This is a genomic window from Prosthecomicrobium pneumaticum, from assembly GCF_014199915.1.
Lineage (GTDB): Bacteria > Pseudomonadota > Alphaproteobacteria > Rhizobiales > Kaistiaceae > Prosthecomicrobium > Prosthecomicrobium pneumaticum.
Genome location: NZ_JACHOO010000001.1, coordinates 691,672 through 711,744, shown reverse-complemented (window position 1 = coordinate 711,744; position 20,073 = coordinate 691,672). Strand labels below are relative to the sequence as shown.

The 20,073-nt window shown below is 69.8% G+C and carries 18 protein-coding genes; 12 read left to right on the top strand and 6 right to left on the bottom strand.

Annotation, left to right across the window (positions count from 1 at the left end):
- Positions 1-33: 33 nt before the first annotated feature.
- Complete coding sequence (locus GGQ63_RS03265) at positions 34-1,383, top strand: ABC transporter substrate-binding protein (RefSeq protein WP_183852421.1); 1,350 nt, start codon at positions 34-36, stop codon at positions 1,381-1,383.
- A 58-nt stretch (positions 1,384-1,441) separates the two neighbouring features.
- Here GGQ63_RS03265 and GGQ63_RS03260 read toward each other — a convergent pair whose 3' ends face one another.
- Entirely contained in the window at positions 1,442-2,467 is a 1,026-nt protein-coding gene (locus tag GGQ63_RS03260) for an aldo/keto reductase (RefSeq protein ID WP_183852419.1), read from the bottom strand.
- A gap of 76 nt (positions 2,468-2,543) precedes the next feature.
- Here GGQ63_RS03260 and araD1 point away from each other — a divergent pair, with 76 nt between their 5' ends.
- Complete coding sequence (gene araD1 / locus GGQ63_RS03255) at positions 2,544-3,530, top strand: AraD1 family protein (protein ID WP_183852417.1); 987 nt, start codon at positions 2,544-2,546, stop codon at positions 3,528-3,530.
- Between the two features lie 94 nt (positions 3,531-3,624).
- Here the strand turns inward: araD1 and GGQ63_RS03250 are convergent, their stop codons facing one another.
- Both GGQ63_RS03250 and GGQ63_RS03245 read right to left on the bottom strand, forming a co-directional pair.
- Positions 3,625-4,104 (bottom strand): VOC family protein, encoded by a 480-nt coding sequence (locus GGQ63_RS03250; protein ID WP_183852415.1) that lies wholly within the window; start codon positions 4,102-4,104, stop codon positions 3,625-3,627.
- Between the two features lie 51 nt (positions 4,105-4,155).
- The gene (locus tag GGQ63_RS03245) at positions 4,156-4,599 is read right to left on the bottom strand and encodes an SRPBCC family protein (RefSeq protein WP_183852413.1); all 444 of its coding nucleotides are present in this window, start codon (positions 4,597-4,599) and stop codon (positions 4,156-4,158) included.
- Positions 4,600-4,789: 190 nt separating this feature from the next.
- Here GGQ63_RS03245 and GGQ63_RS03240 point away from each other — a divergent pair, with 190 nt between their 5' ends.
- Together GGQ63_RS03240 and GGQ63_RS03235 are read left to right on the top strand one after the other, a co-directional pair.
- Entirely contained in the window at positions 4,790-5,452 is a 663-nt protein-coding gene (locus GGQ63_RS03240) for a DUF2239 family protein (RefSeq protein WP_183852411.1), read from the top strand.
- On the top strand, positions 5,449-5,883 hold the full coding sequence (locus GGQ63_RS03235) for a DUF1330 domain-containing protein (RefSeq protein WP_183852409.1): 435 nt from the start codon (positions 5,449-5,451) through the stop codon (positions 5,881-5,883). Before GGQ63_RS03240 ends, GGQ63_RS03235 begins: the two co-directional genes overlap by 4 nt.
- Positions 5,884-5,896: 13 nt before the next feature.
- On the opposite strand, the gene GGQ63_RS03230 is transcribed toward GGQ63_RS03235, so the two are convergent.
- The 3 genes from GGQ63_RS03230 to GGQ63_RS03220 all read right to left on the bottom strand — a co-directional run bounded on the left by GGQ63_RS03230 (position 5,897) and on the right by GGQ63_RS03220 (position 11,671).
- Entirely contained in the window at positions 5,897-9,187 is a 3,291-nt protein-coding gene (locus tag GGQ63_RS03230; RefSeq protein ID WP_183852407.1) for a glycosyltransferase, read from the bottom strand.
- Complete coding sequence (locus GGQ63_RS03225) at positions 9,184-10,146, bottom strand: class I SAM-dependent methyltransferase (protein WP_183852404.1); 963 nt, start codon at positions 10,144-10,146, stop codon at positions 9,184-9,186. Before GGQ63_RS03225 ends, GGQ63_RS03230 begins: the two co-directional genes overlap by 4 nt.
- A 109-nt stretch (positions 10,147-10,255) precedes the next feature.
- Positions 10,256-11,671, bottom strand: coding sequence for a PfkB family carbohydrate kinase (locus tag GGQ63_RS03220; protein WP_183852402.1), 1,416 nt, complete (start codon positions 11,669-11,671; stop codon positions 10,256-10,258).
- Between the two features lie 152 nt (positions 11,672-11,823).
- On the opposite strand from GGQ63_RS03220, the gene rfaD reads away from it, so the two are divergent.
- From rfaD to GGQ63_RS03180, 8 genes are all read left to right on the top strand, one after another.
- Positions 11,824-12,789 (top strand): ADP-glyceromanno-heptose 6-epimerase, encoded by a 966-nt coding sequence (gene rfaD / locus GGQ63_RS03215; RefSeq protein WP_183852400.1) that lies wholly within the window; start codon positions 11,824-11,826, stop codon positions 12,787-12,789.
- A gap of 260 nt (positions 12,790-13,049) precedes the next feature.
- On the top strand, positions 13,050-14,099 hold the full coding sequence (locus GGQ63_RS03210) for a LacI family DNA-binding transcriptional regulator (protein ID WP_183852398.1): 1,050 nt from the start codon (positions 13,050-13,052) through the stop codon (positions 14,097-14,099).
- A complete protein-coding gene (locus GGQ63_RS03205; protein WP_343061064.1) occupies positions 14,096-14,884 on the top strand; it encodes a glutamine amidotransferase in 789 nt (262 codons plus the stop codon). Before GGQ63_RS03210 ends, GGQ63_RS03205 begins: the two co-directional genes overlap by 4 nt.
- Before the next feature lie 43 nt (positions 14,885-14,927).
- The gene (locus GGQ63_RS03200; RefSeq protein WP_343061063.1) at positions 14,928-15,701 is read left to right on the top strand and encodes an ATP-binding cassette domain-containing protein; all 774 of its coding nucleotides are present in this window, start codon (positions 14,928-14,930) and stop codon (positions 15,699-15,701) included.
- A 45-nt stretch (positions 15,702-15,746) separates the two neighbouring features.
- Positions 15,747-16,730 (top strand): autoinducer 2 ABC transporter substrate-binding protein, encoded by a 984-nt coding sequence (locus GGQ63_RS03195; RefSeq protein ID WP_210308351.1) that lies wholly within the window; start codon positions 15,747-15,749, stop codon positions 16,728-16,730.
- A 15-nt stretch (positions 16,731-16,745) separates the two neighbouring features.
- Positions 16,746-17,720, top strand: a complete 975-nt coding sequence (locus GGQ63_RS03190; RefSeq protein WP_183852396.1) for an ABC transporter permease — start codon at positions 16,746-16,748, stop codon at positions 17,718-17,720.
- Positions 17,720-18,673 (top strand): ABC transporter permease, encoded by a 954-nt coding sequence (locus GGQ63_RS03185; RefSeq protein ID WP_183852394.1) that lies wholly within the window; start codon positions 17,720-17,722, stop codon positions 18,671-18,673. The genes GGQ63_RS03190 and GGQ63_RS03185 overlap by 1 nt, the downstream gene beginning before the upstream one ends.
- Positions 18,673-19,989 (top strand): M20 family metallopeptidase, encoded by a 1,317-nt coding sequence (locus tag GGQ63_RS03180; protein WP_183852392.1) that lies wholly within the window; start codon positions 18,673-18,675, stop codon positions 19,987-19,989. The genes GGQ63_RS03185 and GGQ63_RS03180 overlap by 1 nt, the downstream gene beginning before the upstream one ends.
- The last annotated feature ends 84 nt before the right edge of the window (positions 19,990-20,073 follow it).

The following is a 20,073-nucleotide window of genomic DNA, read 5'->3' as shown; positions in this document are numbered from 1 at the left end:
GGCGACAAGACCAATCCCATGGGAGGACTGATAATGATCAAGAACGGTAAGACCGGGCTGTGGACGCCGACGCGGCGCGGCCTCATGAAGGGCATCGGCGCGGGTGCGCTGGGCCTCGGCCTCGGCGGACTCGGCCCGGCCTATGCGCAGATCGCCAATGCCGGCGACTGGGCGAAGTTCAGCGGCACCAATCTGCGCCTGCTGCTCGTCAATCATTGGTGGACCGACGCGGTCAAGGCGAAGATTCCGGAGTTCGAGAAGCTGACCGGAATGAAGGTCACCCTCGACGTCCTCGCCGAGGATAATTATTACCAGAAGGCCGCGGTCGAGCTTTCCGCCGGCATGGGCAATTACGACGCGCTGATGGTCGGCAACATGCAGGCCGGCCAGTATATGGCGGCCGGCTGGCTCGCCCCGCTCGGCGATCTTCTGTCCTCCTCGGCGATCATCGACAAGTCCTGGTACAATCTGGAGGACATCTTCGCGCCGGGCCGCGAGGCGGGCTCGATGAACGGCAGCCTGCAGGCGCTGCCGATCAGCACCGAGGCCGAGGCGGTGATCTACCGCACCGACCTGCTCGAAAAGGCCGGTCTCGGCCCGATCCGCACCTTCGACGATCTCGAGGCCGCGGCGACGGCGATGAACAAGGACGGCGTCGCGGGTATCGTCGGCCGCGGCCGGCGCGGCCTCGACGTGGTCTGGGTCTGGACCGGCTATTTCCTCGGCCATGGCGGCGACTTCTTCGTCGACGGCAAGCCGGGGGTCGACACCGAGGCGGGCGTCAAGGCGACCGACCTCTATGTCAACAAGCTCCTGAAGGCGAACGGCCCGCAGGGCACCGCCAACATGTCCTGGCTCGAGGCCTCGGGCGTGTTCAAGGACGGCAAGGCGGCGATCTATACGGATGCGAGCGGCCAGCTCGCCGTCGTTCTCGACAAGGCGAGCAGCCGCGTCGTCGACACGGTCGGCACCTTCGCCTGGCCGAGCTATGGCGATCAGGCGGCGGCGCCGAACTACTGGTTCTGGCTGCTCGGCATGCCGGCAACGAGCCGTAATCAGGAAGCCGCCGCGCTGTTCATCGCCTGGGCGACCTCGCCGGAGATCTCGCTCGCCGTCGGTCGCGACACCGGCTCGCCGGTCGCCCGCGCCTCGGTATGGGAAGACGAGGGCTTCCGGAAGTTCTATCCGGGCGACACCGCGGCCGAGATCTCGAAGACGCTCGCTTCGGTGCAGCCGCTCCGGGTGCCGTATTCCGATCCGAAGTTCCCGCCGGTCGTCGACGCGCTGTCGATCGAGATCGTCAATGTGCTGACCGGCACGAAGGACGTCGAGACGGCGATGAAGGATGCCGCTGCGGGTATGACCCGCGCCATGGGCGGGTAGTCGTCCTCCCTGGCCCCGCAGGAAGCCCCGGCCGCCCGCACGGCCGGGGCTTCTTTCGTCAGGGGGTCGGTGCGTCGGCGCGCAGCAGGCCCTCGTGCTTCAGCTCGGCCCAGAAATCGGCCGGGATCGGCGTCTCGACGAGCTTCACATTCGCCTCGACCTCTTCCGGCCGCACCGCGCCCGGCACCATGGCCGAGATCGCCGGATGGGCGAGCGGGAACTGCACCGCAGCGGCGGGGAGGGGGACGCCGTGCCGGCCGCACACCGCCTCGATCCCGGCGACGCGGTCGAGAATGTCCTGCGGCGCCGGCTGGTAGTTGTACTTGGCGCCCGGCCGGGCGCCGGTGGCGAGGATGCCCGAATTATACGGTCCGGCGGTCAGGATGCCGATGCCGCGCGTCTCGCAGAGCGGAAGCAACTCGTCGAGCGCGGCGTGCTCGAGCAGCGTGTAGCGGCCGGCGAGCATGAAGCAGTCGAAATCGCCGACCTTCGAGAAGGCGAGCAGCGGCTCGATCTCGTTGACGCCGACGCCGATCGCGCCGACGACTCCTGCGGAGCGCAACTCGTCGAGCGCCTTGTAGGCGCCGTCGGCCGCCTCCTTGAAGCGCGCCTCATAAGCCTCGACGCCGCCCCAGCTGCGCACGTCGACATCGTGGATGTGGACGATGTCGATGCGGTTCATGCCGAGCCGCTGCCAGCTCTGATCGAGCGCCCGCATCGTGCCGTCATAGCTGTAATCGGCGATCAGGCGGAAATCGAGACCGCCCTTGAAGACGCTGTGATCGACCTTCGAGCGGTGCTCCGGCACCATGTAGCGGCCGATCTTGGTCGACAGCACGATCTCGTCGCGCTCGTCCGGCCGCTGCCGCAGCACATGGCCGAAACGGTGCTCCGAGATGCCCTGGCCGTAATAGGGCGCCGTGTCGTAGAGCCGGACGCCGAGCCGGTAGGCCGTCTCGATGGTCGCGAGCGCCCGGTCCTCGGGGATCGCCTCATAGAGATCGCCGAGCGGGGCACCGCCGAGACCCAAGAGCGTGACCTCGATGCCGGACTTGCCGAGCGGACGTCGGTCCGTTGCCTTCATTGCCGTTTCCTCCCATGGACAGGCTGAATGCGGATATATACTCATACGATAGTGGTAATGTCACCGGGAGGATCCGATGCGGCTGTTGCAGTTCCTGACCGAGGCGGGCGGCCGCGGCGTCGCGGCGCTGATGCCGGGCGCGCCGGCGCACCGCGTCGTGGACGCGACGTCGGTCCGCGATCTGGCGCTCGCCGCCCATGCGGCCGGACGCGGCCTTGCGGCCCATGTCGAAACCCTCCTCCGCCCGGAGACGGTCGATGCCGCGGCGCTCGCCGCTTCCGGGCGGCTCCTCCTGCCGCTCGATCATCCCGAGCCCGCGCGCACCGTCCTCGCCATTACCGGGCTCACCCATCTCGGCAGCGCGCAGTCGCGCGACGCGATGCACGCCAAGCTCGCCGCCGATGATCTCTCCGACTCGATGAAGATGTTCAAGCTCGGCATCGAGGGCGGCAAGCCCGCACCGGGCGCGATCGGCGTTCAGCCGGAATGGGCCTATAAGGGCGACGGAAGCTGGGCCGTGCCGCCGGGCGCGGCGCTCGACCGGCCGGATTTCGCCGAAGACGGCGGCGAGGAGGCGGAGATCGCCGGGCTCTATGTGATCGCGCCGGACGGCGCGGTGCTGCGGGTCGGCTTCGCGCTCGGCAACGAGTACTCCGATCATGTGATGGAGCAGCGCAATTACCTCTATCTGGCGCACTCGAAGCTGCGCGCCTCGTCCTACGGGCCGGAGCTCCTGGTGGGCGCTCTGCCGGATCATGTCGAGGGGCGCGTGTCGGTGTCGCGCGGCGGCCGCGAGATCTGGTCGAGCGTGTTCCTGTCGGGCGAGGCGAACATGTGTCATTCGATCGCCAATCTGGAGCACCACCATTTCAAATATGCCGGCTTCCGCCGGCCGGGGGATGTCCACGTCTACTACTACGGCGCGAGCCTGCTCAGCTTCTCCGAGGGTCTGAAGATCGAGTCGGGCGACCGCATCGCGATCGCCGCCGCTCCCTTCGGCCTGCCGCTCGTCAACACGATCCGCCACACCGCGGATGCCGCCCCGCGCGTCGTGGCGCTCTGAGCGCCGACGGCGGTCCGCACGCCCCCGCCGTGGAGTGGGGGCGCCTGTCCTCGGCCCTGTCGGTCGGCCGGAATGCCGGCCTTGCGGCCTTCGCTCAGCCGCGGCGCGCGGCTTCGATGGCGGCGATGTCGATCTTGCCCATCGTCATCATCGCCGCGAAGGCGCGCGCCGACTCCGCGCCGCCCGCCGCGAGGGCGTCGGTCAGGGCGCGCGGGGTGATCTGCCAGGAGATGCCCCAGCGATCCTTGCACCAGCCGCAGGCGCTCTCCTGCCCGCCATTGGCGACGATGGCGTTCCAGTAGCGGTCGGTCTCCTCCTGGTCGTCGGTGGCGATCTGGAAGGAGAAGGCCTCGCTGTGCCGGAAGGCCGGGCCGCCATTGAGCCCGAGACAGGGAATGCCGGCGACGGTGAAGGTGACGGTCAGCACCTGACCGGCCGTGCCCGAGGGATAGTCGGTGGGCGCGAGAAACACCTCGCCCATCGCGCTGTCCGGAAAGAGCTCCGTATAGAACCGGGCGGCCGCCTCGGCCTCGCTTTCGAACCACAGGCAGATCGTGTTCTTCGGGGTCGTCATGATCGCTCCTCCTCCTGATCGTGCGGCGCCGCGGGGCCTTTGCGGCCCGCCTCAGCCGTTGATCTCGGGTTCGACCAGCCGGGCGAGATTGCGCAGCGACTGCTGCCAGCCGAGATAGCAGGCCTCGGGCGGGATCACGTCCGGAATGCCCTCCTGCACGATGGTCAGTTCGGTGCCGACCGAGACGGCCTTCAACGTGACCGTCACCGTGATCGTGCCGGACAGCGCCGGATCATCGAACCGGTCCGTGTAGCGCAGGCGCTCGCCGGGGACGAGTTCCAGATACTCGCCGCCGAAGGCATGGCTCTCGCCATTGGTGAAGTTCCGGAAGGACATCCGGAACGTGCCGCCGACATGGGGCTCGACGTGGTGGACGGTGCAGACGAAGCCGTTCGGCGGCAGCCATTGGGCGAGCGCGTCCGGCTCGACGAAGGCGCGATAGAGCTTTTCCGGGCGGGTCGTCAGAACACGATGCAGGGTGACGGTGCTGGGCATTGGCCGCTTCTCCATTGGATCTCGTCTCAAGGACGGGTAAGGGGTCGCCGCGCCGACACGGCCCGATCATTTTCGCGAGCCCGCGCCGAGAGCAAGCCCGCGGCCCCGGGTTCGGATTTTTTTACCCGGCCTTTATTGAAATGGAAATTATACCCGGGTATATGGACGGGATCCTTTGGGAGCTATGTCCATGTCCGACCGCCTGTCGAAACCGTCCACCGCCTTCGAAGGCGCCCGCCTCCTGCTCTCCGGCCCGCTCGTCGATGTCGCGCTGGCCGTGAAGGCGGCCGCGGCGCGGGCGCCGGCCGAGCCGCTGCTCGTCTTCGACGACGCGACCGGGAGGGTCGTCGATCTCGATCTGCGGGGCGGTACGGCGGAGCTGATCGGGCGGCTGACGCAGCCGGCGGCGGCGCCGGCGGGCCGCTACCGGCCGCGCGCTGCCGCGCAGCCCGAAGAGGCGGCGCACGAGACGGCCGAACCGCGGGGCCGCGGACGGCCCCGGCTCGGCGTGGTGGCCCGCGAGGTCACCCTGCTGCCGCGGCAATGGGACTGGCTCGGCGCCCAGCCGGGCGGTGCGTCCGCCGCCCTGCGCCGACTCGTCGACGAGGCGCGGCGGAACGGTGGTGCGCGGCAGGAGCGCCGTACGGCGCAGGAGGCGGCTTACCGCTTCATGCTGGCGATCGCCGGCGACCGGCCGGGCTATGAAGAAGCGACGCGCGCGCTCTTCGCCGACGATCGCACGGGGATGGAGGCGCGCATGGCGGACTGGCCGGAGGACATCCGGGCCTATGCGCTGCGCCTCGCCTTCGGTGCCGAGGCGGCGGCGGCCGCTACAGCGGAGGCGGCACCGTGACCGGCTGGCCCGCCTTCATCGAGCCGACGCAGGCCGCCGGTCGCCGTTTCGTCGGCCGCCGCATCAAGGGCGGCGTGACGATGCTCAACCTGCTGCGGTTCCGCCCCGTCGCCGACTATGCGGCCCATCCGGAGCTCGCGCCGCCCGAGCCGATCTCCGGCGCGGCGGCGTTCGACCGCTATGTCCGGCACACCCTGCCTTTCCTGCGGGCGAGCGGCGGCGATCTCGTCTTCCTCGGCGAGGGCGGCGCCTTCCTGATCGGCCCGGAGGACGAATCCTGGGACCTCGTCATGCTGGTCCGGCAGGCGAGCGTCGCCGCCTTTCTCGCCTTCGCGGAGGACGAGGCCTATCGGGCCGGGTTGGGCCATCGGGTCGCGGCGCTCGCGGATGCCCGCCTGCTGCCGCTCGTCGAGCGGGCGATCACGGCCTGAGCCGGGTCGCGGGTCAGCGGCGCCCGGCGGGTGGGCTCACGCCCAGCCCCTTCAGCTTTCCGCCGAGCAGGCCCGGTGGAATCGGCAGCGGTCCGAGCGTCGCCGCCCGACGATCGGCTCCGGCATGGTCTTCGACCAGCCGGGCACCAAAGGCGCGACGGAAAAGCTGCAGCGGCCCAAGGAGTTCGCGCTGCGCGCGGATCGAGAGTGTCAAGCCGCCCGAGCAATAGAGGAGCGGCAGCGGCAGATGCAGGACCGCGTCCGCACCATAGGCGAGCGCGACGCGCTCCCGCATCTCAATGTCGCCGCGCGACTGGACGGGACTGAAGAGGCCGATCTCCTCGAAGACGGCGCGGGGAAAGACCGAGGTCGACGGCCCGTCGCCGATGAGGCCGCCCTTGAACTCCGGCTGGATCCGTGCGCAGGCATCGAAACGCATATGGCCGGCATAGCAGACCCGCCGCGACGGGTCGGCCGCGAGAGCGGCGATCTGCACGGCCATACGCTGCGGATGGGCGATGTCGTCGGCGTCGTGAAAGGCGATCCAGTCGCCCGAAGCGACGGCTATCGCCTCGTTCCGGCAGGTGTAGGGGCCGCTGTGCCGATCGATCCGGATCAGCCGGATGCGGTCGTGCGACCGGTGCCCGGGGCGCAGCAGTCCCGCGAGCGGCACCGGGCTCGCATCGTCGACGAGGATGATCTCGAGGTCGCGATAGCTCTGGCGCAGGATCGAGGTGATGGCGAGGGCGAGAAGCTCCAGGTCGGGCGCATGCGCCGTGATGATCACCGACACCCTTCCGAACGAGGAGGGCGCCGGCGGCGCCGAACAGCGCAGCGCCGAGGCGAGCACGCCCCGCCGCTCCGTTCCCGTGAAGCGGACGGGTTCGAGACCGTCGAGAGCACCCTCCATGAACGTGTTGAGGGGCGTTAGATCGCCGCGGGCCGCTGCCACCATCGCGGCCATCTCCGCGTCGCCGCGCGGTGCATCGACCCCGCCCGCGAAGAGCAGAAGATCGAGAAGAGGCTCGCCGGCGCCGCTTCGCCAGATTTCCTCGGGTCTGAGGCTGAGGCGCGCGAGACGGTCGGTTTCCGTCCGCAGCGCCAGCGCCAGCGTCCGCGGATCGCGCCAGGTGGCGAGCCACTGGTTGACCGCGGCGACGAAGCCCTGCCGATCTCCGGCCGCCAGCCGATCTTCGATACGCCGTTGGAGCGGCAGAGCCGCGCCGAGGCCGGGCTCCGCATCGGCGAGCGCCGCCAGTTCGCGGATCGGCGGCCGAAGCGCCTGCGCGAAGGCCTCGCCCTTCTGCAGCCCGCGCAAGGCGGTCGCCGCAGCCTCCTTGCCGCAATGGGCGAGCAGGAGCGAGAGTGCCTCCTGGGCCGCCGCGGGTGATCGCGCTGCGATCGCCGCTTCCAGGCACAGGTCGAGCCGTGACCGCAAGGCCGCAGCGTCGAGCGCGAAGGCGGCAGCCTCCCCATAGGCGCGAAGGAGCGCAGGCGCGCGGCGCGGCAGCGCCATCACCGCCGGTGCGGGGAGGGCGGCCACTTCCGCGGCGAGGCCGAGCAGCGGCGCGCGATGGAGAAGTCGCGCCGCGTCGGCGACGGAGAGTGCTCCGAAGGCCTCGGCATCGGCGAGCAGGCGCGCGGCCGCCGCCCGCTCCTGCGCGAGCGCGGCCGCTCCGACGGCGGCCGGCGCGGGTTTTTTGGCGGCGGCTGCGGGCGTGGTGCCGCGTCCGACGCCGGCGCATTCCTCCGCCCACAGCGCGTCGAAGGCCGCCTCGACCCGGTCGACCGTCAGTTCGCCGATGCACGCGCAGACGGCGAAGCGGTTGGGATCGAACTGGCAGGGCGCGCAGTCCTTCTCGATGCGCACGACCCGGCTGGCCGCACCGAGTGGCCCGTTCTTCACCACCGAGGTCGGCCCGAAGAGCGCGAGGAGCGGCACGCCGATCGCATCGGCGGCGTGCATCAGGCCGCTGTCATTGGCGATGAAGGCGTCGCAGGCGGCGATCGCCGCGAAGGTCTCGGAGAGCGTGCGGCCCGTCTCGTCCCGCGCGCCGGCGACGAGTTCGTCGGCACCACCGACGCAGACGATCTCGAAGCCGCGCGCGATGAGCCGGCTGCAGAGCGCTTCGAAATGCGGCCAGCGCTTCACCGCCCACCGGCCGGGCTTCGATCCCGCATGAAGGCCGATGCGCCGGCGTCCGGCCGGGCGATGGCGGAAGGTGCCGAGGAACTGGCCCCGCACATCGTCCTCCCGAACAGGGATTCTCAAGGGACCCCGCAGGAGCGAAAGGTTGACCGCAGCCTCGTGCGCGACCTTCAGCCGCGCGACCGAGCCGTGCTCGCGCGCCCACAGCGTCCGACCGGTCGGGTAATCGCTGGGCTGGGCCAGGCAGAAATGCGTAGCGACCACCAGGGCGTAGGGCGTGCGCACCGCATCGGCGGAGCTCGTGAGGACCGCATCGACCCAGGGGACCCCCTCGAAAATCACCTCGCAGCCGGGATAGTCGGCGTTGAGGTGCACATCGACGGGGCGGCCGAGCGCCTCGGCGAGACGGCGGACGAGCGGGGTGCCGACGATGATGTTGCCGATACCGTTGCCGAGCGCCACCGCCACCGGGATCTGGCGCGCGCCGATCAGACGGACAACGGCCGCAGGCTCGAGCCGGGCACATTCACTCGCCGAGAGCACGGCGACCGCGAGGCGCCGCACCGACTCGGTGATGGCGGGAACGGCCTCATCGGGCACGACGAGCGCGCTGGGTGGGTTTGCCCAGATCGCCTGCCGCAGTGTCGCGGCGGCTTCGGGCGTCTCCACGCGAAGCGTGACCGGAGCGGGGCCTACTGCAAGGCCCGCGGCGGACAGGCGCGCCAGCCCGTCGGGCAGCGGACCTTCGAGCCCATGCCAGACCGGGCCGAGACCTTGCGGCTGGAAGACCGGCGCATCGTCGGTCGCCTCGGCCCACACGACACGCCCGGCGGCCACCAGAACCGGCGCCAGGCGCCGACAATCCGTCGCCGCACCGGGATGGACTGCGGCGACTTCGCGCAGATCGCCGGCGCGGATCGCGATCCTGCCGTCCCATCCCAAGGCGGCGACATGGTGTGGTCTGAGCGCTTCGCGGCAGGCGGCATCCCGTTCCGTCGCCACCTCGCCTTCTGCCGGCGGCACCACGATAACGCGATCCGCGTCGAGCGAAGTGACATCTTCGCCGAAGACCTTCCGCGCGACGAGGGTGTCGTCGCGCGCATCGCTTTCGTGGCCGGCCGGCGAGGCGTCGCCCCGGTCGGGCGAGCGCATCATGCGGCGGCCCCGCTTCCGGCTGCGGGCCGGCTGTCGGGCGACGATGGTTCGGGGTCCGGCCCGAAGTCGAAGGTGCCGAGGAAATGGTCCGGCCCGGCGGGATTGTTCGGGGAGTCGAGCGGCGTCGGGAACACCTCTCCGGACGGCTCCAGGTCGAAGTCCGCGCGGTTCGCGAAGGTCACCTCGAGCGTCGAGAAGAAGGGGACATTCCCGAGCACGATGATCGGGCCGACATTGTTGGCGTGGACGTGGACCACCCCGAACACCTGATGCAGCTTCGCGAGGACCCGGTGGACCAAGTCGCTCGTCCGTTGTGCGGGGAGTTGCTGGAAGCCGTGCAGTTCACAGACGATCTGCCGGCAGCGGGCGAGGACGGGGAGCGGCGTCGCATCGAGCGCATCCCACTCGGCCCCCTCGATGTCCATCTTGAGGATCGCGCGTCCGTCTCGGCCGGCCGCGCGTTCGATGGCGTCCGACAGTGCGACGACGCCCTCTCCGCTCTGCGGACCGATCCGGAGCGGGGCGAAACGGAAATTGGGATGGTCGACCGGCGGGCCAGGGACGGTGTGGTCGAACTGCAGGACCGTCAGTCCGCGCTCGGCGACATCGAGGTCCCAGCTCACCTCCGTCCCGATACCGAGCGAGAGGGCGGCGTCGGTGTGCTCGAAATCGTCGAGCTGCACATAGCCGCCATCACCGATCTTGCCGACCCGGATCTTGCCGACGCCTCGGGCGCGCTGCGGCCGCAGCAGCCGGCCGATGCGAAGAACGCGCTCCTGAAGCCCGGCCGCCACCTCCGGCGTCGGGCAGAGCAGCAGCGTCCGGTTCTCGAGGTCGCGCAGGCGTCGATTGATCGGTCGCAGGGCAGCGTGGAGCCTCGCCTCCATCGCCTCGAGCCCTGCCGCGATCGCGGCGAGATCGGGTTCTGCCGGCTGCCGTTCGTCGTCCTTCGCAGTCAAGATGCCCCTCCGTATCCGCCACGAGCCGCCGCGGCGGACACGCCGCCTTGTGTGAGACCGTCGCACGAGCCGCGCCGCGAGTGCGGTCGCCGATCCGATCCGAGCGGCGTCATCGGCTCGGCTCCGGCGTCATGGTGCGGATGAGACCGGACGTGCTGTGGCCGTCGAGGAGCGGGACGCGCAGGACCGTGCCGCCGCGAGCGATCGTCTCGACGGCGCCGACGATCCGGTCGAGCGTGTAGTCGGAGCCCTTGGCGAGGAGGTCGGGCTCGATCGCGGCGATCAGGGCGGCCGGCGTGTCGTCCGCGAAGGTGACGACAGCCGCCACGCCCGGTACGCCGCGCACCGCCATCGCACGGATATCCTCCGGCTGAACCGGGCGCGAGGGACCCTTCAACCGCTTCACCGAATGATCGGTGTTGACCCCCACCACCAGCCGGTCGCAATGCGCCGCGGCCTCGGTGATGATCTTCAGATGGCCGGGATGGAGAATGTCGAAACAACCATTGGTGAAGCCGACCCGCAGACCGGAGGCGCGCCAGGTCGCGACGAGGGCGCGCAGGGCGGCACCATCGCGGGAGGCGTCGAGAACGGGGACGGCGTGCGGAGGAGCGGTGCGGGCGACGACCTCCCCGCGTGTCACCACTCCGGTGCCGGGCTTCTCGACGGCGAGCGCGGCAGCGGTGTTGGCGAAGCGCGTCGCCTCGTCGAGTGCCATGTCTTCGGCGAGCGCGACGGCGAGCGCTGCCACCACCGTGTCGCCGGCGCCGCTCACGTCGTAGAGCTGGCGCGCGAGGGCGGGCAGATGGCGATGGCGATCCCGCTCGACGATCAGCATGCCGCGCGCACCCATGGTCACCACCGCGGCGCCGATATCGTGCGCGACGAGCAGGCCCCGCGCCGCGTCGGCCGCCTCGTCGAGCGAGCCGACCGGGCGGCCGGCGGACTTTGCGAGCTCGCCGAGATTGGGCGTGATCAGAGTAGCGCCCGCGAACGGGCCAAGATCGGTAGATTTGGTGTCGACGAGCACCGGAACGCCGTGCTGGCGCAGACGGGCCATGATCCCCCGGCAGACCGCGGGGGCGAGGGTGCCTTTCCGATAATCGGAGATCACCGCCATCCGCACCGCTCCGGCTGCGGCTTCGACCGCTGCGAGAAGGCCGGCGCTTTCGAAGGCCTCGGGCTGATCGCCCTCGGCCTCGTAATCCACCCGCAACAGATGCTGCGCACCGGCACGGTAACGGATCTTGTGCGGGGTCTGCCAGCCGGCGCGCCGCGGGATGACGGGTGGCGTCGCCCAGGGCAGACGGTCGAGGCAGGCAATGAGCCGGCTGCCGGGCGCGTCGTCGCCGGCGACGCCGAAGAGGAGCGCATGGCCGCCGAGCGCCTCGACATTGGCCGCGACATTCGCTGCGCCGCCGGCAATATCGGTGTCTTCCGAGCAGACGAGGACGGGTACGGGCGCCTCGGGAGAGATGCGGCGGACCTCCCCTTGCGTGAAGGTGTCGAGGATCAGGTCGCCCATCACCGCGATCCGGGGCCGCGCACGCGTGGGCTCAGTCGCGCCGATCGCGGCCGTGTCGAGATGCACGGTGGTTCTCCGTCCGCGCGATGGCTCTTTCAACTATCCTTCCGTTTGGGTAGCAGCCCCTTCGAAGCTTGAGAAGGACGGATTCGATGATCGTCGTCACCGGCGGATGCGGCATGGTGGGAAGCCGTTTGGTCCACAGGCTGAACCGCCTTGGCCGCAGCGATATTCTCGTCGCCGACAATCTGACGGACGGGCGCAAGGCCAAGAACGTCGCCACCGCATGCTTCGAAGACTATGTCGACAAGGAAGACTGCCTCGCCGCGCTGGCCGGGCGCATGGCCGAGGTCGAGATCGTGTTCCATCTCGGCGCCTGTTCCCGGACGACGGAAGCGGACGGGCGCTATGTGATGAAGAACAACTACGAGTTCTCCCGCGCGCTGCTCGCCCTCTGTCAGGAAGGCGGCGTGCCGCTCGTCTACGCCTCCTCGGCGGGCGTCTACGGCAATGGCGGCGTCTTCCGTGAGGAGCCGGAGTGCGAGCGGCCGCTCAGCGTTTACGCGCTCTCCAAGCGTCTGTTCGACGTCCGGGTGCGGCAGGTGACGGCGAGCAGTCTGCGGGCGCCGGTCACAGGCCTGCGCTTCTTCAACGTCTATGGGCCGGGCGAGCACCACAAGGACGATATGTGCTCGCCGGTCTTCCGCTTCTTCTCACAGATCCGGCAGGGACGCGCTGCGGAGGTGTTCGAGCCGCCCGCCGGCGGTGCCGAGCCGCGGCGCGACTTCGTGCACGTCGACGATGTGGTCTCGGTCCTCGTCTGGGCCTGGCGGTCACAGGTTGCGGGCATCTTCAACGTGGGCACGGGGGAGGCCTGGTCGTTCGACGCAGTGGCGCGGGCGGTCGTGGAGCGGCTGGCGCAGGGCGAGGTGCGGCGGGTGCCTTTTCCCGGCCGGCTCCTCCCGAGTTATCAGAGCACGACCCGGGCATCGCTGGAGCGGTTGCGGGCGGCAGGTTGTGACGAGCGGTTCCGCCCGATGCCGGAGGGCGTCGCGGATTACGTGGCCTGGCTCGAGCGCGAGGCGCCGCTGTTGCACGGGCCGGTCGAGAGCTGGTGACCGGGAGTCGTCCGTCGCGCGACCGAAACGCCGCGCCAAATGGCGCCTTTTCGTCCGCGCCGCCCGCCGATCTTTCCTCCTCTCCGCAGTCTCCCAACCACGCGGTGCCAGCGCCGCCGGCCCGGGTGTTTCGCTTAGCCTAAAAAATGCGCAGGACTGCCTCATCAATCCCCTTGCGGAGCGAGGTGGGGAAACTTTACCCTCATCTTAGTAAAGCGGTATACTAACCCGTAGCGACGAGAGATAACGCGGTTTACCGAATGCGAGCGCCGGCCAAGCTCAAGGATGTCGCCGCCCGCGCCGGGGTCTCCCCGGCGGCCGTATCGCGTTTTCTGAACGGGTCGATCAGCCTGCCCGCCGCCACGATCGAGCGGATCGAGGCGGCGATCGCCTTCTTCGACTACCGGCCGAACGCCCATGCCCGCCGGCTGAGCCTCGGCCGCTCGGACACGATCGCGCTCGTCGTGCCGGAGATCGGCAATCCGTTCTTCGCCGAACTCGCCGCCGCCGCCGAGCGCGCGGCCGCCGCCGAGGGCCTCGGCATCATGCTGTTCGCGACCGAGAACCGGCTGGAACGCGAACTCGAATATCTCTCGCGGCTCGGCCGCAGCGACGTCGACGCGCTGCTCTTCGTCACCAACCACGCCGATGAGGACGGCCGGCTCGCGGCCGCGATCGGCCACGCCGCGCAGGTCGTGCTGCTCGACGAGGATGTGCCCGGCACCGGCGTGTCGAAGGTCTTCGCCGACAATGTCGAGGGCGGAAGGCTGGCGGCGCGGGCGCTGATCGAGGCCGGCCACCGGCGGCTCTTCCTCGCCGGCGGCCCGCCGGCCCTGATGAGCGCGCGCGAGCGTGCCGAGGGGTTTCGCGCCGCTGCGCGTGAAGCGGGCTTGCCCGAGGATTCGGTCGAGGCGCTTGCCGGCGACTATACGGTTGCACAGGGGCGCCGCGCGGCCGAGGCGATGCTCGCGAGCCCGGTTGGGCCCACGGCGGTCTTCGCGGCCAGCGACCAGACCATGCTCGGCCTGCTCGAGGTGTTTCGCGCCCGCGGCATCGCCGTGCCGGACGAGGTGTCGATCGTCACCTTCGACGATGTCGTGCCGCTCGCCTTCTTCGATCCGGCGATCTCGGCGATCCGCCAGTCGATCGGCGAAATGGGCCGCATCGGTGTGCAGCGGGTGATCGCCGGCATGAAGGGCGGCGCTGCCGCCGAGGTGATCCGCCTGCCGATCGAATTCGTGCCGCGGGCCTCCGTGGCCGCTCCCCGAGATTCAACCCAAGCGAAAAAGCCGACGAGGAGGCGCCCGTGACGGCCGAGAACACCAAGACGGACAGGAAGAAGGTTCTGCTGCTCGGCGAGAGCTGGATGACCTCCGCCACTCATTACAAGGGCTTCGACCAGTTCGGCAGCGTCACCTTCCACCTCGGCGGCGAGCCCTTCGTCGCCGCGCTGAAGGCGCGCTACGACGTCACCTACATGCCCTCGCACGTCGCCGCGACCGAACTGCCCTTCGATCTCGACGGCCTCGGCGCCTGGGACGTGATCGTCATCTCCGACATCGGCGCCAACACGCTGCTTCTCCACCCCGATGTGTGGCTGACCGGCAAGCCGCGGCCGAACCGTCTCAAGCTGCTGCGCGAATGGGCGCGGAATGGCGGCGGGCTCGTGATGTTCGGCGGCTACCTGACCTTCCAGGGCATCGACGGTCGTGGTCGCTGGGCGCGCACCCCGGTCGAGGAGGCGCTGCCGGTCACCTGCCTGCCCTATGACGACCGTGTCGAGGTGCCGGAGGGCTTCCGCGCCGACCTGACGGGCCCTGCCGACCATCCGGTGCTCGAGGGCCTGTCGGGCGAATGGCCGCTGCTGCTCGGCGCCAATGAGGTGCTGCCGAAGGCCGGCGCCGAGGTGCTGGCGCGTTTGCCGGCGGAGGAGGGCGGCCATCCGCTCCTCGTCACCGGCACGTTCGGCAAGGGCCGCACCGTCGCCTGGACCTCCGATGTCGGGCCGCACTGGGTGCCGAACGCCTTCGTCGAATGGCCCGGCTACGCGACGCTCTGGAACAACATCGTCGGCTGGGCGGCGCAGGAGCGCTGAGAGCCCTGCGCGCTGAGAGCCCCCCAAGGAGGAGCACAAGCCCGTGACGGACAACGCTTTTCTCGAGGCGCGCGGCATCGGCAAGCAGTTCGGCGGCGTCACCGCGCTCGCCGATGTCGACATGGACATCCGTCGCGGCGAGGTGCTCGCGCTTCTGGGCGACAACGGCGCCGGCAAGTCGACCTTCGTCAAGGTGCTCGCCGGCGCGCACCGGCCGAGCGCCGGCACGATCGCGATCGAGGGGCGGCCGGTGAGCCTCGCCTCGCCGCAGGACGCCGCGGCCGCCGGCATCGCGACGATCTATCAGGAACTCGCGCTGTCGGAGAACCTGTCGGTCGCCGAGAACGTCTATCTCGGCCGCGAGGACGTGCGGCGCATTCTCGGTATCCCGTTCCTGAAGCGGGCCGAGATGCGGCGGCGGGTCGGCGTGCTGCTCGACGAGCTCGACGCGCACATCCCCAATCCCGACATGCCGGTCGGCGGCCTGTCGGGCGGCCAGCGTCAGGCGGTGGCGATCTGCCGGGCGCTCAATCTCGACGCCCGCCTCGTCATCATGGACGAGCCGACCGCGGCGCTCGCCGTCGCCGAGACGCGTAAGGTGCTCGCCCTCGTCCGCCGGCTCGCCGAGCGCGGCTGCGCCGTCGTGCTGATCAGCCACAACATTGCCGACGTCTTCGAGGTCGCCGACCGCATGGTGGTGTTCCGCCGCGGCCGCAAGATCGCCGAGCGGCGGCGCGCCGACACCGATCCCGAAGAGATCGTCTCATTCATCACGGGCGCCCATCCAAGCCTGCGATCCTTGGAACACCTCGGATGAACAAGAGGCGCGAGTGGTTCGCGCCAACCAGAGGGGAATGAAGACATGAAGATGCTGAAATCCGTTCTCGCCGCGACGGTGGCGCTCGCCGCCCTCGCCGGCGCCGCGCATGCCCAGGACAAGCCGCGCGTCGCCTTCGTGCCGCAGCTGATCGGCATTCCGTATTTCAATTCGATGGAGGAGGGCGGCAAGAAGGCGGCCGAGGCCTTCGGCGTCGACTTCATCTACACCGGCCCGGTCGATGCCAACCCGGTCGATCAGCTGCAGATCGTCCAGAACCTCGTCAATCAGGGCGTCGAGGCGATCTCGATCTCGATCATCGACGCCTCGGCGATCGCTCCGGTCGTCGCGGACGCAAAGGCGAAGGGCCTCAAGCTCTTCACCTCCGACAGCGACGCGCCGGACAGCGGCCGCGACGTCTATGTCGCGCAGGCTTCCGACCAGGGCCTCGGCGAGACGCTGATCGACGAGCTCGTCAAGCGCGTCGGCGAGGATGCGAAGATCGGCTTCGTCTCCGGCGAGGCGACGTCCTCCAACCTCAATGCCTGGATCAAGATCATCCAGGACCGGGTGAAGGAGAAATATCCGAAGGTGACGCTGCTCGAGCCGCAGTTCGCCGGCGGCTCCTCGGACCGCGCCGCCCAGCTCGCCTCCGACCTGATGACCGCCAATCCGGACCTCAAGGGCCTGATCGCCGTCGCCTCGAGCACCTGCCCGGGCGTCGGACAGGCGATCGAGTCCGCCGGCAAGGTCGGCCAGGTGGTCGGCACCGGCTATTGCAGCCCGAACACCGCCCGCTCCTACATCAAGAGCGGCGCGATGGGCTTCACCGTGCTGTGGGACCCGGCGGCGCTCGGCTATCTGACGGTGTGGGCCGGCAAGCAGCTGATCGACGGCAAGCCCTTCGTCGCCTCGAACGAAGTGCCGGGGATGGATCACCCGATCCCCTATGACGAGAAGACCGGCATCCTGCTCCTCGGCGATCCGACGGTGTTCACCGCCGAGAACGTCGACAGCTTCAACTTCTGAGACGGAGACGGGCGCATGGGCGCGAGGATCGCCGGATCGATCGGAGGGCGGGAGCTGACCCTGCTCGTCGCCGGTCTCGTCGCGATGGCGATCTTCGCCGTCCTGTCGCCCGTCTATCTCTCGGCGGGCAATCTCTACCAGGTCGTCCGCAACAGCGTCGAGCTGCTCGTCGTCGGCCTCGGCCTGACCTTCGTGCTGGCGATCGGCGGTATCGACGTCTCGGTCGGCATGGTGCTCGGCATCGCCGCGATCGCGATCGGCAATCTGCTGCTCGCCGGCGCCGACCCGTGGGTCGCCGCGCTCGCCGGGCCGCTCGTCGGCGCCGCGCTCGGGGCTTTCACCGGCGCGGTGATCGTGTTCGGCCGCATCCCGGCGATCGTCGCGACGATCGGCCTGCTCGGCGTCTACCGCACGGCGATCTTCGCGCTCTTGGGCGGCAGCTGGCTGTCCGGCCTGCCGTCCTCGCTCTCCGACATCTTCGCGGCGCGGATCGGCGGTTTCCTCCCGGCCTCCTATATCGTCATCCTCGCCGCCTATCTCGCCGCCTTCGTCGTGCTCAGGCGGACGCCCTTCGGCCTGCATCTGCTCGCGGTCGGCAATGCCGAGGAGCGGGCCCGGCTCGCCGGCGTCGCGGTGCGGCGGGTGCGGCTCGCCGCCTATGTCGTGTCCGGCACGCTGTGCGGTCTCGCCGCCACCTTCTACATCGCCAATTACCGGAACGTCGAAATGACGGTCGGCTCGACGGTCGCGCTCGATGCGATCGCCGCCGTCGTGCTCGGCGGCACGAGCATTCTCGGCGGCCGGGCGAGCCTTCTTGGCACGGCGCTCGGCGTGCTTCTCATCCGCGTCCTGCAGAACGGCTTCACCATCGTCGGTCTGCCCTCGCTCTGGCAGCCGGTGGTCACCGGCGTCCTGCTCCTCGCCGCCCTGTCGCTCGAGCGTCTCGCCGCATCGGGCGGTGTGCGCCGGCTCGCCTTCGGAGCGCCGTGATGCCCCGCAGCACCACTTCGACGGCGCTGAAGCTCGTCATCCTCCTCGTCCTCTTCGCGGCGATCGTCGCCGCCTTCGGCCTCTACCAGCCGCGTTTCCTGCAGACCTCGCTCGTCTCGACCGTGCTGCAGTTCGCCTCGATGCTGGCGCTCGTCGCGCTCGGCCAGGCGCTGATCGTGCTCGCCGGCGGGGCGGGGATCGATCTCTCGGTCGGCGGCATCGTCTCGCTCTCCGCCATCCTGTCGATGATGGCGCTGCAGGCCGGCGCACCGCCTGTCACGCTGCCGGTGCTCGCGGTGGCGATCGGGGCGCTGCTCGGCGCGGTGAACGGCATCCTCGTCACCCGGATCCGGATCCTGCCGCTGATCGCCACCCTCGGCACGCTGTTCGTCTATGGCGGCCTCGCCATGGCGCTGACCGCCGGCGGCTCGCTGTCGGGGGTGCCGCAATGGCTGGTGCCGTTCGGCCGCGGCCTCGTCGGCGGCGTGCCCTACCACTTCCTTGCGCTCGTGCTCCCCGCCTATCTCGCGGCGGCGGTGATCCTCACCTTCACCGCCTGGGGCCGCTGGCTCTATGCGATGGGCTACAATGAGCGCTCGGCCCATCTCGTCGGCATCCGGGTCGATCGCATCCGCTTCTTCGCCTATTGCCTGTCGGGCGCGCTGTCCGGCCTCGCGGCGCTCGTCTCGCTCGCCTGGTTCGGCTCGGGCCGGCCGAATATCGGCCTCAACCTCGAGCTCGAATCGCTCGCCGCGGCGCTGCTCGGCGGCATCGCGATCACCGGCGGCTCGGGCGGCGTGATCGGCGTGCTGATCGCCGTCCTGATGATCGTGACGCTGAAGACCGGCCTGCAATTCGTCAATGTCTCGACCGTCTGGCAGGTCGGCATCGTCGGCGCGCTGCTCCTTCTCGTCCTCCTCCTCGATTTCCTGATTCCACGCCGGAGAGCCTGATGTCGGACCTCGACCGCACCATCGCCGAAGCCGTCGCCGCGCGGGCGGACCGCATCGCCGCGACGCTGATGAACATCCTCGACTTCCCTTCGATCGTGATGTCGGATCCGACCAAGGCGGGGCCGGGCGAGCACGACTGCCAAGTCTATCTGAAGGACCGGCTCGAGAAGATCGGCTTCGAGACCGACCTCTGGGATCCCGACGGCCCGGCGCTCTACGAGAAATACAAGGGTGGGCCGGCGGCGCATAAGGGCCGCACCTTCGAGGGCCGGCCGAATCTCGGCGGCCGGCTGAAGGGGACGGGCGGCGGCCGCTCGGTGTTCCTGACCGGCCATATCGACGTCGTGCCGCCTGGCCCGCCGGAGCACTGGAAAACCGATCCGTTCAAGTCCGAGCTGATCGACGGCAAGATCTACGGCCGCGGCGCCGTCGACATGAAGGGCGGCGTCGCCTGCATGCTGATGGCGATCGAGATCCTGAAGGAGATCGGCGTCGAGCTGTCGGGCGACGTCGTCTGGGGCACGGTGGTCGACGAGGAGATCGGCGGCATGGGCGCGCTCGCCATGGCCGATCGCGGCTGGCGCGCCGATGTCGGCATCATGACCGAGCCGACCGCCAACACCATCGCGCCGATCTGCCACGGCATCCTGTGGGCGCGGATCATCATCGACGGCATCGGCGGCCATGCGGAACTGCAGCCCAATCCGTGGTATTCGACGGGACCGGTCGATGCGATCTGGCTGTGCCGCCAGATTCTCGACGGCATCGACATCCTGAACCGCCGCTGGCAGTTCGACCCGAAGAAGAACCACCCGCTGATGGACCTGCCGAACCAGATCATCCCGACCATGATCAAGGCCGGCGAGCATCCGGCGTCGATGGCGGGCCGGGCGGAGATCGTCGTCGATATCCAGTACCTGCCTTCCGAAAAAGACGAGTTCCTGCTCGGCGGCCATGTGAAGCGCGAGTTCGAGGAGCACATCGCCGCCGTCTGCCACGCCGACCCCTATCTGCGGCAGCACCCGGCCCGCATCGAATGGATCCTCGACGCCGACTGCGCCGAGGTGCCGGCCGAGCATCCCTTCGTGACCTTGATGCAGGATGCGGTGGCGAGCGCCGGCCTGTCGCCGAAGCTGACCGGCACCGGCGCCCACACCGACATGGGCATTCCGACCGAGCTCGGCAAAACGCCGACGCTCAATTTCGGTCCAGGCGACCCGACGCAGGCCCACCAGCCGAACGAGCACGTCTCGGTTGCCGATCTCGTCGACTGCACTCGCGCCATCGCGCTCACCATCGCCCGCTGGTGCGCCTGAGCATGCGGGGCGGGGAGGGGCATCGGCACCGGGCGGCGCGCCGTCGCCAACCGAGGTCCGTCGCGCCCGTCCTGACGCCGCCGG

What these genes read in the sequence shown, in the direction of transcription:
- GGQ63_RS03250 (WP_183852415.1), bottom strand. Translation starts at nt 4,104, where the DNA reads ATGACGACCCCGAAGAACACGATCTGCCTGTGGTTCGAAAGCGAGGCC.
- GGQ63_RS03195 (WP_210308351.1), top strand. Translation starts at nt 15,747, where the DNA reads ATGAAGATGCTGAAATCCGTTCTCGCCGCGACGGTGGCGCTCGCCGCC.
- GGQ63_RS03260 (WP_183852419.1), bottom strand. Translation starts at nt 2,467, where the DNA reads ATGAAGGCAACGGACCGACGTCCGCTCGGCAAGTCCGGCATCGAGGTC.
- GGQ63_RS03190 (WP_183852396.1), top strand. Translation starts at nt 16,746, where the DNA reads ATGGGCGCGAGGATCGCCGGATCGATCGGAGGGCGGGAGCTGACCCTG.
- araD1 (WP_183852417.1), top strand. Translation starts at nt 2,544, where the DNA reads ATGCGGCTGTTGCAGTTCCTGACCGAGGCGGGCGGCCGCGGCGTCGCG.
- GGQ63_RS03220 (WP_183852402.1), bottom strand. Translation starts at nt 11,671, where the DNA reads ATGGGCGACCTGATCCTCGACACCTTCACGCAAGGGGAGGTCCGCCGC.
- GGQ63_RS03185 (WP_183852394.1), top strand. Translation starts at nt 17,720, where the DNA reads ATGCCCCGCAGCACCACTTCGACGGCGCTGAAGCTCGTCATCCTCCTC.
- GGQ63_RS03230 (WP_183852407.1), bottom strand. Translation starts at nt 9,187, where the DNA reads ATGATGCGCTCGCCCGACCGGGGCGACGCCTCGCCGGCCGGCCACGAA.
- GGQ63_RS03245 (WP_183852413.1), bottom strand. Translation starts at nt 4,599, where the DNA reads ATGCCCAGCACCGTCACCCTGCATCGTGTTCTGACGACCCGCCCGGAA.
- GGQ63_RS03240 (WP_183852411.1), top strand. Translation starts at nt 4,790, where the DNA reads ATGTCCGACCGCCTGTCGAAACCGTCCACCGCCTTCGAAGGCGCCCGC.
- GGQ63_RS03210 (WP_183852398.1), top strand. Translation starts at nt 13,050, where the DNA reads ATGCGAGCGCCGGCCAAGCTCAAGGATGTCGCCGCCCGCGCCGGGGTC.
- GGQ63_RS03180 (WP_183852392.1), top strand. Translation starts at nt 18,673, where the DNA reads ATGTCGGACCTCGACCGCACCATCGCCGAAGCCGTCGCCGCGCGGGCG.
- rfaD (WP_183852400.1), top strand. Translation starts at nt 11,824, where the DNA reads ATGATCGTCGTCACCGGCGGATGCGGCATGGTGGGAAGCCGTTTGGTC.
- GGQ63_RS03265 (WP_183852421.1), top strand. Translation starts at nt 34, where the DNA reads ATGATCAAGAACGGTAAGACCGGGCTGTGGACGCCGACGCGGCGCGGC.